Source organism: Cupriavidus sp. DL-D2 (genome assembly GCF_039710735.1).
Taxonomy (GTDB): Bacteria; Pseudomonadota; Gammaproteobacteria; order Burkholderiales; family Burkholderiaceae; genus Cupriavidus.
This window is the reverse complement of sequence record NZ_JBDKXK010000057.1, coordinates 56,885-70,125: the sequence shown is the minus strand read 5'-3', so window position 1 is coordinate 70,125 and position 13,241 is coordinate 56,885. Positions and strand designations below refer to the sequence as shown.

Annotated in this window: 9 protein-coding genes and 1 pseudogene; 2 read left to right on the top strand and 8 right to left on the bottom strand. The window is 62.8% G+C overall.

Annotation, left to right across the window (positions count from 1 at the left end; genetic code table 11):
• The first annotated feature begins 75 nt into the window (after positions 1 to 75).
• Positions 76 to 1,026 (top strand): LysR family transcriptional regulator, encoded by a 951-nt coding sequence (locus ABDB81_RS23745; RefSeq protein ID WP_346813765.1) that lies wholly within the window; start codon positions 76 to 78, stop codon positions 1,024 to 1,026.
• Positions 1,027 to 1,090: 64 nt separating this feature from the next.
• On the opposite strand, the gene ABDB81_RS23740 is transcribed toward ABDB81_RS23745, so the two are convergent.
• The 8 genes and pseudogenes from ABDB81_RS23740 to pcaH form a co-directional block, all read right to left on the bottom strand.
• Positions 1,091 to 3,781 (bottom strand): tannase/feruloyl esterase family alpha/beta hydrolase, encoded by a 2,691-nt coding sequence (locus tag ABDB81_RS23740; RefSeq protein WP_346813764.1) that lies wholly within the window; start codon positions 3,779 to 3,781, stop codon positions 1,091 to 1,093.
• 143 nt (positions 3,782 to 3,924) lie between these two features.
• Entirely contained in the window at positions 3,925 to 6,243 is a 2,319-nt protein-coding gene (locus ABDB81_RS23735; protein ID WP_346813763.1) for a DUF2235 domain-containing protein, read from the bottom strand.
• Complete coding sequence (locus ABDB81_RS23730) at positions 6,243 to 7,070, bottom strand: DUF3304 domain-containing protein (RefSeq protein WP_346813774.1); 828 nt, start codon at positions 7,068 to 7,070, stop codon at positions 6,243 to 6,245. The genes ABDB81_RS23735 and ABDB81_RS23730 overlap by 1 nt, the downstream gene beginning before the upstream one ends.
• Before the next feature lie 598 nt (positions 7,071 to 7,668).
• The gene (pobA, locus tag ABDB81_RS23725) at positions 7,669 to 8,856 is read right to left on the bottom strand and encodes a 4-hydroxybenzoate 3-monooxygenase (RefSeq protein ID WP_346813762.1); all 1,188 of its coding nucleotides are present in this window, start codon (positions 8,854 to 8,856) and stop codon (positions 7,669 to 7,671) included.
• A 75-nt stretch (positions 8,857 to 8,931) separates the two neighbouring features.
• A complete protein-coding gene (pcaC, locus tag ABDB81_RS23720) occupies positions 8,932 to 9,321 on the bottom strand; it encodes a 4-carboxymuconolactone decarboxylase (protein WP_346813773.1) in 390 nt (129 codons plus the stop codon).
• A 96-nt stretch (positions 9,322 to 9,417) separates the two neighbouring features.
• A pseudogene (locus tag ABDB81_RS23715) lies at positions 9,418 to 10,776 on the bottom strand (3-carboxy-cis,cis-muconate cycloisomerase); the annotation flags it as partial.
• A 91-nt stretch (positions 10,777 to 10,867) separates the two neighbouring features.
• Positions 10,868 to 11,434 carry a protocatechuate 3,4-dioxygenase subunit alpha gene (pcaG, locus tag ABDB81_RS23710; protein WP_346813761.1) on the bottom strand — a complete coding sequence of 189 codons (567 nt, stop codon included), beginning with the start codon at positions 11,432 to 11,434 and terminating at the stop codon, positions 10,868 to 10,870.
• 3 nt (positions 11,435 to 11,437) lie between these two features.
• On the bottom strand, positions 11,438 to 12,151 hold the full coding sequence (gene pcaH, locus ABDB81_RS23705) for a protocatechuate 3,4-dioxygenase subunit beta (RefSeq protein ID WP_160474057.1): 714 nt from the start codon (positions 12,149 to 12,151) through the stop codon (positions 11,438 to 11,440).
• Positions 12,152 to 12,254: 103 nt separating this feature from the next.
• On the opposite strand from pcaH, the gene ABDB81_RS23700 reads away from it, so the two are divergent.
• Positions 12,255 to 13,196, top strand: a complete 942-nt coding sequence (locus ABDB81_RS23700; protein ID WP_346813760.1) for a LysR substrate-binding domain-containing protein — start codon at positions 12,255 to 12,257, stop codon at positions 13,194 to 13,196.
• Positions 13,197 to 13,241 lie beyond the last annotated feature (45 nt).

Below are 13,241 nucleotides of genomic sequence, written 5' to 3'. Positions count from 1 at the left end.
GCCAATATAGGCGCGTGGCGTCCGTTCGTAAAATATATGCATGACACGATTTCCATATTTCACGGATATACCGCGATGGAGTTGAGACACCTGCGCTATTTCCTCGCCGTGGCCGAGACGGGTTCGGTCACGCGCGCCGCCGAACAGCTTGGCATTCAGCAACCGCCGCTATCGCAGCAACTGAAAGCGCTGGAGATCGAACTGGGCGTGACCCTGTTCGATCGTCAGCCGCGCGGCGTAGCATTGACCCCAGCCGGCACCGCGCTACATGCCGATGCAACCGATCTCTTCGCGCGGATCGAGCAGATGCGCGCCCGCATGCAGCGCATGGCGCGTGGCGACGAAGGGTCGCTGTCGATCGGCTTTACGAGTTCCGCTGCCGCGCACAAGCTCACGCCGGAAGTCCTGCGCGCGTGCCGCCGTCAGTTTCCGCGCGTCGCGCTGACGCTGACCGAATGCAATGCCGCCGAAGCCATCGAGCGACTGGCCGATGGTTCGCTGGACGCCGCATTGCTGCGTGCGCCGGTATCGCATCCGGAAGGCGTGCGCTTCGATCTGTTGCTCGAGGAAGAGATGGTGATTGCGCTGCCGCTCGATCATCCGTTGCTGCGCCGACGTGCGCTGCGTGGCGAGGGTGCTGCAGACCCGGTATCGCTCAGCGAACTGGCGGCAGACCCGTTCATCCTGGTTCGCCGTCCTGGCGCACCCGGCATGTATGGCGATCTGCTGCGGGAATGCGAAGCGCTGGGCTTTACGCCACGCATCGGCGCGGAAGTGAGTCGCATGCTGACGAACCTGAATCTCGTGGCGGCTGGCGCGGGGGTCAGCGTCGTGCCCGCGTCGATGGCAGGACTGAATCGCCATGGCGTGGCGTACTGCCGCATGGTCGAAGCCGATCGCTTGCGCGCGCCGCTGACGCTGGGCTATCGCGAGCATCATGACAACGCGGCACTGGCCGCGCTTGTGGCACTGACCCATCGCATCGCCACACGTCATCGCAAGAAAGCAGAACCGCCAGAGCTTTGATGCTTCGAAAAAAATGAAGGGCAGGGAGCCATATGCGCCCTGCCCTTCCTTTGCCATGCATCACTCAATGCAGCACACCAAACTCCAGTTTTCCGGTGGACGTGCCTGTCAGCAAGCCGCTGCCATACAGATATGACGCAACCACGCCACCTGTGGCCCCGATCACGCCCGGCACCGGCGTGTTGTAGGTCAGCGTGCCCGACACACCGTTGCGCACGATGGTTGTTCCCGACAGATCCGCCGCGACCTGCGCCCCATCGGTGGCCTGTACGCGATACGCACCATCGGCCGCTCCGGCCAGCAATCCCGACGCCGCCTGCTTCGCATACACGTTCATGCCGTAGGCCGTGGTCGAGCGCGTGAGGATCAGAGGCACCGGCGTACCATTGACGATGCCGCTGATCAGCGACCCGCTCAACACGCCGTTAGCTGCCGCGATGGTGCCGCCCACAAAGTAGTCGAACGCCTGCCGCGTGGCATTCCACACGATGTAGCCCTTCGTCGTGTTCGTGCAGTTGGCGTCGTAGACGATGTATCCGCCGGTCGCGTTGGCTGCGCACGTTTGCCACGTGGCCGCCGAGGAGCGCAGCCGAGCCGAAGCGTTGACCGTGGACACCGCACCATTGGCAACCGCGGTCTGGATGCCGTTGACGTTGTAGATATCCGCCACCGCCGTGTAGTCGGCGGATACGTTCTGGAATGCGATCAACGGACGGAACGTGGCGCCCGATGCGGCCCGCACACCCGCCGACAGCAATCCGCCGCCGCCCAGCGTGAACTGCGCGCCGTTTTCGTCGCTGCCGTAGGTACAGCCACCCTGTGACACGAGCTGCCCCGTAATCGCCGTGTTTGCCGCGCGCTGCAGGCTGGCGTCGATGGTCACCGTGTATTGCAGCGTCACCGGATCGATGCGCACCGACAGTTCCTCGCCATCGGTATTGCCGCCCTTCCACGTCGTGGGCGTCGAAGGCATGTTCAGGCATGACTGCACGATGCCGGACGCGCCTTCGCACGTGTAGTTGACCGCTGCATCGGCACTGCCCGTGCCCTTGTACTTCGGCCACGATGGATACAGGCACAGCGGACGCGTACGTCCATAGGTGCCTGCATTCGTATCCATCACTGTGCGCGTGCCCGGTGCAGCGCCCAGTTCGACCCAGTTCTCCAGCGCAGTCAGCGAGTTCCACGCCGGCAGGAAGCTGCCCGTGCCATGGCCCATGCCCGGCACCGTATAGAAGCGGATACCTTGATCGACCGCCGTCTGTCCCACGCGACCGATCACGGCCTTGTACCAGGCAATCGTCGAATTGGGACTGATCACTTCATCGGCCAGGCCATGCAGCAGGATCAGGCGTCCACCTTTACCGAGAAACGCGGAGAGATCGGGATTGGTCGCGTCGGTCAGTGCCGACACGGTCTGCACCCGCGAGGTCCAGCTACCGGGGCTGGCTGGATCGAATGTCAGCGCATCGAACGTGGCATTGCGCGTGACGAAGTACTTCACCCACTGGTCGCCAGTGAGGTACATGTTCGCATCGGCAGTGGTTGCGGGATTGCCCGGCACGGGACGCGTGCCGAGGTCTCGCGACGTGAACGGTCCCGCCACCAGCGCCCCTTCCAGAATGTTGTAGCCGCCCGCCACCGTCACGCCATTGGCCAGCGGATAGTTCAACTGCAGCGGCTGCTCGATGGTCTTGACGGTGGCGATCTGCGCATCGGAGAGACAGGTATCGCCGGTATCAGTGCCACCCGCGCAGCGCAGGCTTTGCAGTACCTGCAGCGCACCTACGCGACAGCCTTCCACGTTGCTCACCACGCGATCGGCCACACCATCGAGCGTGTCGCAGGCGTCCATGGCGGCCTTCTGCACGAGCAAGGTCTTGTTGATATTGAGCCAACCCGTGCCACCGTTCAGATAGAGCGCGCGACCCAGTGCCACGTTGGACAGCCGTGTACCGGTGTAGTTGAGTGCAGGCTCGTTGGCGATCACCCCATCGTAGTCCGCCGGCCAGCGCTGGATATAGCTCAATGCATCGCGCCCGCCCGTTGAGGTCCCCAGGAAATATGCCTTGGTGAGCGCCTTGCCGTAGCGCTGCGTAATCAGCGCGATGGCCACGTCATGGGTCTTCTTGAGCGTGTCGCCGCCGTAGTTGGTCAGGGCCTCGTCGTTGGTGGCAAAGCGGCCATCGGTGATGCTCGTGCTCTGGTGGCCGGAATCGTCGCCCCAGGTTGCATAGCCACGTGCCAGCGGCGCGGGATCATCGGGCAAGGCAAAGCGCACAGTCTCGGTGCCGTCGATCAGCGTGCCGTCGAATCCGCCGCCGCCGAACTGGATGCCCTTGCCATTCCACTGCGTCGGCAAGTTGACCGCGAAATTGATGTTCGGCGATGCCGGGTCCACCGGCGCAATCGCGCCGCGCACCTGGCAGTACTCGCCCAGCGTATTGCCGCTGGCGTTCGCCGCAATCAGCGTCGCACCCGTGACCGTGGCGCCGCCCGTGGCCAGCGCAAGGCTCGACGCCGCGATACTGACGCCGTTCAGCGCATTGCACGCATCGAGTGCGCTCAGTGCAGGCTTGTCCGGGGTGGGCGAGCCAGTGCCGGTGTCGCCCTGCCCTGCACCCGTATTGCTTCCGCCACCATTCGATGCAGCGGGCGTATCGTCGCCACCGCCGCAAGCCGTCAGCGCGAGCGTGGCGGCACACATCGCGGCCAGCAGCCATGGCTGCCGCCGTCCATGAATTCGGGTTGTCATCTCGTCTCCTCCAGTGCAGCCGGTACTTTTGCCGGTTTGCTGGAGCGAGACGGTAGCACCGCGTTGGGGCTACGTAAAATATATGTCGGACGCTGTATTCATATTTTATGAATATGCGTCAGCGTGATGTGGCCCAGTGCCTGCTACAAGCGCGGCTTCTGAACTCGGAGTCGAGCACTCTTGTCGAGTGCGTCCAGAATGGCATCAGCACCATAGACGGCCGCGTCTGCCACGGCATCGATCACAACATCGACGGCATCGTTCACTGAGGCGATCACACCCTGTTTCGTGATGCCCAAATGGCGCACGCGGGTATCACTGCCGATAAAGAACGTGCGCACCCAGCCGTAGCCGCCGGGCGCGTACTCATGGAAATGCGGCACGCGGAACCACGCTCGGCTGTCATGAATGTAGTCATCGAACAGCTTGACGACGCCCTTTTCCTGTATCGCAAAGCGATCCACCGCGGCGGCCGAGGTCCACCGGCGCAGGTAGTTCACTATCTCTGGAGCAGGCTCCAGCACCGCATCGTCATCATTGGAGTAAGGCAGGCTGGCGGCACCCATCATGCGTATGTCCGAAGGCAGCATCACCACCATCCTCGAGTCGGAGCGTGGCCGTCCCTCGCGAACGACGACTGTGCGCAGACCTAAATTCTTTAAAAAACTGCCGATCGCCTTGTCGGGTCTATCCACGATGCCACCCAGCGAAACGGTCCGTACCTTCAGCGTGATGGTGGCTTGCCAAGCGTCGCGCTGATCCGGATGCAGCCATGCCAGCAAGAGACGGAAGTCCTCAGCGCCTTCCCGCAAATCCGTCCTGTCATTGACGACGATATCCCCGGCCTCTTCGCCAGGGCGGGCCGCGTCGCTGGGTTTTCCCGCAACCTCCGCATAGAGTTCTTCTTCGCGACGCTTGATGTCGGCCTGCCTGGCTTTGATCTCCTCGTTTAGGGCGTGAAGCTCCGCGACCTTCGACAAGCCGGAATTGGCCGAGGTCCGCATCCGGTTCAACTCGCGCGCAGCCTCGGTGCGCTTCGACTCCAACTGGCTCAATTCGCCTTGAAGACCGTCAAGGACACTGTCCCGCTTTTTGACCTCCGCATGGTGCTGATGGACCTGATTGGGCGTCAGCGCTTCCTCGGGTGCCGCCTGATAGAAGGGCTGATTGGTGATGTAGTGTGGCGTCCCAACTCGGGCGCGCAGTGTGCGCCACAACAGGTTCTGGCGCATACCGAACTCCATCGCGTCTTCGACGCGCTGGATGGGTATGACTTTGTCGAGCCAGGCGTTGAAGGCTTGGGACACCTGTGGAGATATTCTGAAATCACGGGCCAGTCTTTCAGTTGCCTTGATCCCGTCGTGACGCAGAAGCGGAACACCCGCTTTCAGCGCCTCGATATACATGTCATGCAAGGGAATCCTGCTGAGTTTGTCGTGGTCACCTTCTCGCGATTTGCCTTGCTCACTCTGCACATACCCGCCTCCTACGTCGGAGTGCACCCCTGGGTAGGCCACTTCAAGCAACCTTGCCGCGCCCTGTGGATAGCCCGCGCCCATGCGCACAGTATCCAGCGGGAAACTCATGCGCTGTTCGTGGATGGAGAAGAAATGCACGCAGCGCTGCACCGTATCCGGGATGTTCAGATTGCCCTTGCTGGCCCATGCAAAGTGGCCATCGAACATGTCTGCCTGGAGCACACCATTGATCGAATCCGGCGGCCCAACCGATGCAACAGTGTCGAACAATCCAACAAAGTTGACACCATAGGCAATGCTGCCAGCGATCTTCCCATCCGGCGCCCACTCCTTGATCAGCTTGTTCAGGAAGACACGCGCAGCGGCAGCACCACGAGAGAACCCGAACACGTTGATCCAGACGTGCTTGATGACCCGGTTGCGCTGACCATCGTCCTTGCGGTTTTGTTGCGAGACGGCGAGGACGTTCTCCTTGGCCTTCAATTCTGGCGAGTGTCTTCCGTAGTCGAGTGCTTCGCAGATTTTCTTGGCGGTGGGGTCGTCCATAAGCTCCACCTTGGCGGGGAGCATGATGGCGTCGTAGATAGCTGTCAGTATTCGCGTATAGCCCCAGGTGCATCGCTTAGCGAAACCGCTAGCGAACGCCTTGCCGAAGCTGCTATAGGTCTCTTCACCGAGTTCCGGGAATGGTGTACCGACACCGACAATGTAGAACTTGAACTTGTCCTGATCCGGGTGTTCGATTGCAGCGCCGAACAGCCGCGCAACATTGGTGTGCGACTGTTTTTTGGAATCCCGCCACCGATTGTTCTCGTCATCGTTGTTATTGGTGCCGTCGAAAAACAGACTGACATGCAATGTCCGCTCACAACTGCCTCGCGGATCCATGACCTTGCCCGCCCCCGTTTGATAAGCCTCCTGGCTTTCCGGCAAGCGGCCCTCTTCCGTCTCCGGCATCTTCTCTGGCCAGCGTAGGATGCTCATCACTTCGTTCTCCTGTCTGTGCAATCTGCCAGCGACGCTGATGCATCGCGCTTGCATCGTTCAACTGCCTCACGTTCCACCACCTGTCGATGGAGCATTTCCTTCTCGACCGCCTTCGCCTCTGCAACGTCCGCCATGCGACGGTCTTCCGCAGCTTCTCGCCGAAGTCTGATCAGGTCCTCTCCTGTCGCATCCTTCGCTTGCGCTTCCGCCGCGTTTGCTCGGCGGCGGCGCTCCCTAGCCTCTACCTCAGCATCGTGATAGCGGCTTCGCAGTAGCTCACGATTCGCCTCCTCGTCAATCACACCCTGTGCCACATACGGATCGTCGTCCGAAGGGCGCAACCAGACGTTATGTTTCCCATTGGGGTTGCCATCGCGCACTATCACCTTCACCCGGTTATCAGGCAGAAAGATCGCCCACATGCCTGCCGTCTCCCTCGCATACTCCGGAATGCGCGCTTCCGCCACGTAGTGGACCGCCGGCGTCTTGCCATCAGCCACCTTCTCCGCGCCCCAGCGGATCGTGACTTTCATGCCCGGCCTCCACACTTCGGGAATGCCGATGCAGCAGGTCTCAGCGCCACCACCGGCAGGCCCCTCCCCTTCAGCGCGCCAGATGTTCGGACCGCCACCCCTCATGCCGTTCTCGCCCGTGATGCCAAACCCCACGATGTAGTGCGGGGTGTAGTTGCGTCCCCGTACACCGCCCGGATTCACAACCGGTCGTGGCTTGTACGCGGGTGCGCTCGCCGCCGACACCTCGGCCGGACGTGCCGAATTGCCATCGGAGCACGCCAGCAGATGTGCCGTGGCAATCCCTATCATCAAGACTCTCAAGTACCTCATCGATGTCCTCTGTGAATACCGACATTCAGAACGCGCGTTGCCGGACTCGGCGCGGGTGCATGTCATTGGGGAGTGGTACTGCATGAAGGGGAGAGAAATCGCTCGCGAATGCGATTTTTTGTCAGGCTATGGGAATTCCAGATCGCTCGCAATTGCCTGACGGAAGGCGTTGCCGCATTGACGCCGGTGGTGCCATGGTCGTGGCGCGTGTCTCCGTATCGCTTATAAATTTCTTTTATCTAATCCTGGCGATAACACTATGCAGAAATGGAAATTTCTGCAGATCTATGCCGATCATTCCGCAAAAAAACGCGCTCACTTACAATCGTGTCACGAGGTCCATCGCATTAACCTTAAATTGATATGAAATTTTTATTTATCCTGGAATGGCAGACGCCACCGCGTCGCTCACTTCGATGGACGATCCATATCAACAACGACGGAAGGTTCTGCACGCGCATGGGCAGCGCGACACCGCTGTTGCAGCGGTGGTGCCCGTGACGTTCGGAGGAAGGTTGAGAAAGGATTCGCGTTGCGCGCTATCCCGCGGAAACAGAAGCGAAGATCCCGATATGCCTCATCGCGGCAATCCCACATAGTTCTCCGCAAGCGATCGGCACGCCGCTTCGGAACCCACGAGGTAATCGAGTTCGGCTTGCTGGATGCGGCGCGCAAAGACGTCGGCGTCAGGGAAGCTATGCAGCAGTGACGTCATCCACCACGAGAAGCGTTCGGCCTTCCAGATGCGGCGCAGGCATGTCTCCGAATACTGGTCGAGGCCGTGCGCATCGCCTTGCTGATAGTGCGCGATCAATCCATCGGCGAGATACAGCACGTCGCTGGCGGCGAGGTTCAGTCCTTTGGCGCCGGTGGGGGGCACGATGTGCGCGGCGTCTCCGGCGAGGAACAGCCGGCCGTATCGCATCGGCTCGCAGACGAAGCTGCGTAGCGGTGCGATGCTTTTCTCGATGCTGGGTCCGGTGATCAGTGCGTCTGCGGCTTCGGGATCGAGGCGGCTGCGCAGAGTTTTCCAGAAGCGTTCATCGGACCAGTTCCCGGCCTTTTCGGTGGAGGGCACCTGCACGTAGTAGCGGCTGCGTGTCATCGAGCGCATGCTGCATAGCGCGAAGCCGTCCGGGTAGCTGGCGTAGATCAGTTCGTCGGCTACGGGCGGCGTATCGGACAGCACACCAAGCCAGCCGAACGGATACACACGCTCGAAGATCTGTTTCGAGGGTTCGGGCACGCTGGCGCGACTGACCCCGTGGAAACCATCGCAACCGGCGATGAACTCGCATTGCACGGTATGCGTGACACCGTCCTTGCGATATTGCACGCTGGGACGGCTGCCATCGAACTCATGCAGCGACACCGATTCGGCCTCGTACACGATGGGCATGCCAGACGCCTGGCGCGTGGCCATGAGATCGCGCGTGACTTCGGTCTGGCCGTACACCGTGACATCGCGGCCGATCAGCGCATGAAAATCGATGCGGTGCCGCGTGCCGTTGAACGAAAGTTCGATGCCGTGGTGCTTCAGTCCCTCTTCTTGCAACCGCGCGGCCACGCCTGCGCGCTCCAGTGCTTCCACGGTCGTACATTCGAGAATGCCGGCGCGGATGCGGCCCAGCACGTAGTCTGCACTGCGTTGCTCGATGATGAGGTTGTCGATGCCCGCGACAGTCAGCAACTGGCCGAGCAACAGGCCGGCGGGGCCGGCGCCGACTATTGCTACGCGCGTGGCATGCGTTCCATGGGGGGCCATGGCGTGTCTCCTGTCTTGTTGTTATGGTGCGCGCCCCGCTCTATGTCGGCGAGGCTACGTGGTACTGCCCGTGGGTCAGCACGTCCCGCCCTCGTCACCGAGAATTTCCTGCGCCAGATGGAAAGCCGAATTTGCAGCGGGCACGCCGCAGTAGATGCCCGTTTGCAGCAGCACTTCCTTGATCTCGTCGCGTGTCACGCCGTTGTTGGCCGCCGCACGCAGATGCAGCTTCAGTTCCTCGGAACGATTCAGCGCCACCATCATCGCAATCGTGATCAGGCTGCGCGTATGGCGCGGCAGGCCGGGACGCGTCCATATCTCGCCCCATGCGTAGCGCGTGATCAGGTTCTGGAATTCCTCGGTCAGCGGGGTGAGCCGTTGGAGCGAGCGATCCACGTGCGCGCTGCCCAATACGTCGCGGCGCACCGCGAGGCCCGCTGCGTAGCGCGCCTTGTCGTCGCGAATGGGCGCTTGCGTTGGCGCCGCTTCCGCGTGCGGCGCGCTGCCGGAAGATGATGGTTCGATGTGCGATGCGACCGACGCCGTGCGATGTCCACGTCCATTGCGCCACGCCTTGACTGCCGCATCGGCAAACCGCATCGACTGCCCCGCGTAATGCGCAGGGTCTGCAAGACGATCCAGCGTGGCGTCATCGAGCAGACCGGCGTGTTTCGGATCTTCCGCGAGCGTCCTGGCCAGCGCATCACGCAGCGTGCTGCCCTCATCCACCGCGCGACGCGAAGCACGCTCCACCACATGGTGTGCGGCAAGCCGTCCGATATGTCGGCCAAGTTCGAGCATGGCGGCCTCGCCAAGAATCAGGCCACGTGTGATATCGAGATTGGCGCGCATGCGTGCCGCATCCACCTGCAGGCCGCTCACGACCTCGCCCATCTGTCGCAACGCGCCTGCGGCCAGCGCCACGATCTGCGGCAGCGTGTCCCACTCGGCCTGCCAGCCGCCCAGCGCGCGCTCGTGCTCCTGCGTCATGCCCGCCAGCATCGTGGCCACCAGTGGCGGTACGCGCACGGCAGCGGTCAGCACCGCCGCGCAACCCACCGGATTGCGCTTGTGCGGCATGGTGCTGGAGCCGCCGCGACCCGGCGCGGCGGGCTCGCTGACTTCCGCGATCTCGGTTTGCATCATCAGCGAGATGTCGCGCGCCATCTTGCCCAGTGTGCCGGTCAGCATGCCGAGCGTACTGGCAACTTCGACCAGACGATCGCGATGCGCATGCCATGGCAGCGTCGGCAATGCGAGTTGCAAGGCTTGCGCGAATTGCGCGGCCACGGCGGGCGCATCATCGCCGAGGCTGGCCAGCGTGCCCGCCGCGCCGCCAAATTGCAGCACGCGTGCCTGCTGGCGCGATGCATCGAGCCGATCGCGGTCGCGTCGCAGCGCGTCGAGCCATCCTGCTGCTTTGAGTCCGAACGTCATCGGCAGTGCATGCTGCAGCCAGGTGCGTCCCACCATCGGTGTGGCGCGATGCGCGGCGGCCAGATCCGCGCAGGTATCGCCAAGCGTCGACAGGTCGTTGTCTAGCGCGTGCAGTGCCTGCATCAGTTGCAGCACCAGTGCGGTATCGATGATGTCCTGGCTCGTGGCGCCCCAGTGAACATAACGCGCAGCGTCGGCATCGCGCAGCGCCACGGCAGCCGTCAATTGCTTCACGAACGGGATGGCGAGGTTGCCAGCCGCCACCGCATCGTTTGCCAGCTTGTCGGCATCGATGGGATCGGCCGCGCAGACTTCTGCAATCATCTGCGCCGCCTGCTGCGGAATCACGCCGCAACACGCTTCGGCGCGCGCGAGTGCGGCCTCGGTATCGAGCATGGCGCGCACCGTGCCTGCATCGGAAAACGCCGCGAGTACGGCGGGACTGCCAAACATCGGATCGGTCAGGCGGGAGTACGTGGGCATCGTCGTGGCGTGTCGTGGCGTGTCGTGGCATCAGGGCGGTGCGCCGATTGTGAGGGATATTGCGCTGCGGGTATCTTCGGGCGATCCCTCGTCAGATGTCGAAAAACACCGTCTCGCCCGCGCCCTGCAGCACCACGTTCCAGCGGTACTGACCGGCATCTCCCTCGGCAATCAGCGTGTTGCGCCGCGCTGCTGGTACGAGCGAAAGGACTGCGTCCGCGTTATTGGCCTCGACCTCGTCGGAGAAATACATACGCGTGGCCACGTGCTTGACCAGTCCGCGCGTAAAGACCGACACCATGATGTGCGGTGCCTGCGGGCGCCCATCGATACCGGGCACGGCGCCCGGCTTTACTGTGACGAATCGGAACTCGCCATCGGGGCCAGTGGGCACGCGGCCGAATCCGTTGAAGCCGGCAACGAGCGGAAGATCGCGCGTATCGTCAACGTGACGATAGCGTCCGGCCGGATTGGCCTGCCAGATCTCGATCATGCCATCGGGTACGGGATCGCCCCGGCCATCGGTCACGCGGCCTTCGATCACGATGCGCTGCGCGGCAAGCTCTGGCGCATCGGCGGTCAGGTCCGCGCAGTTGAGCCCCGTCAGGCCGATATGAAGATACGGTCCCACGGTCTGGGATGCGGTGGCGTACAGCATGGCTTACTCCATCGGCGTGGCATCGCGGCCACGCAGCACGATATCGAAACGGTAGCCCAGGGCGTACTCGGGCGCGGTGGTCTCCCAGTCGAACGTGGCAACCAGACGGTTGCGCGCTTTCTCGTCGGGCACGCACTGGAAGATCGGATCGAACGCGAGCAGCGGATCGCCCGGGAAATACATCTGCGTCACGAGCCGCGTGGCATACGCATTGCCGAACAGCGAGAAGTGGATGTGCTGGGGCCGCCAGGCATTGTGGTGATTACGCCAGGGATACGCACCTGGCTTGATCGTCTTGAACTGGTAGTTACCGTGCGCATCGGTGATGGTGCGGCCCTCGCCCGAGAAATGGGGATCGAGCGGTGCGTCGTGCTGGTCGCGCTTGTGCGTATAGCGTCCGGACGCATTGGCCTGCCAGATCTCGATCAGCGCGTTAGGCACGGGGCGGCCGTTCTCGTCGAGCACGCGGCCGGTGACGAGCATGCGCTCGCCAATCGGTTCACCGCCATTGCCAACGGTGAGGTCGTTATCCCCTTCACGCACGAATTCCGGGCCGAACGTGGGACCGGTCACTTCGGACAGCGACTGCGGCAAGCCGATCAGCGGCTGGGCCGGCGCGCGCAGCTGCGTCGAGGCATAAGGCGGATAGAGGTATTCGGGTTGGGTGTCCCAGTAAGGCTTGCGGTACTGGGCCGGACGATCGGAGCGAGGGGGCATCGCTGTCTCCGTGATGTGGATGTGGGGGCGTTGGACGAAGACTGTAAGCAACGCAGGAATTCATGTAAATTGAGTTTTTGAGTAATTAGCATGAATTTTAATTATGAAAACCTCGCCGCCGCCCGATGCTTTTCTCAGCCGTATCCGTCTGCGGCATCTGCATTGCTTTGTCGCCGTGGCGCAGGCGCAGCACCTTGGCCGTGCGGGTGAACGGCTGGGTCTGACGCAGCCCGCCGTGTCCAAGACACTGACCGAGCTGGAGGAACTGGTTGGCACGCGACTGCTGGTGCGCCAGCGTGCCGGCACCGATCTCACGGCGGCCGGCATGCGCTTCCTGCGCCATGCCTTGCGGATTCTCGAAGATCTGGATGCGGCAGCGCAGAGCTTGTCCGGCGATGCGTTGCGTCACGAACGCATCCGCGTGGGCGCGCTGCCGAGTATCGTGCCAGCGCTGCTGATCGACGCCGTTACCCGCTTCCGCAGCAGCCACGCGGACGTGGCGCTCGCCGTGCAGACCGGCATGAACCGCACGCTGATCGACTTGCTCAAGGCCGATGTGCTCGATGTGGTGATCGGCCGCCTGGACGATCCTGCCGCCATGGAAGGGCTATGGTTTGAATCGCTGGCCGGCGAGCCGCTGGTGCTGGCCGTGCGCGCCGGACATCCGCTGGTTGCGCACGCGCGCCCCACGATGCACGATGTGCTGGCGCATCCGATGGTGGTGCCCGCCATGGGTTCCATTCCACGCCACAGCACCGAAAGCCTGCTCGCGCGGCATGGTCTGACCCTGCCGGAGGGTTGCCTGGAAACCGCCGATGCCTACCTGAGCCAGCTCGTCACGCTACGCAGCGACAGCGTCTGGGCCGCGCCGTTGTCTGCCACGCGGCTGGCGGTGGCCGATGGTGACATGACGCTGCTGCCCATCGCCACGCCCGGCACCGAGGAACCCATCGGCCTGCTGCGCCGGAGCGACCGCACGCTCGAACCGGTGGCGGAAGCGTTCGTCGACACCATCCGGACCATCGCTGCGCGCCAGCCTGACTGATCCCGGCTCTGTTTTTTCTCCCCTCTCCCGCTGGCATGGGAGAGG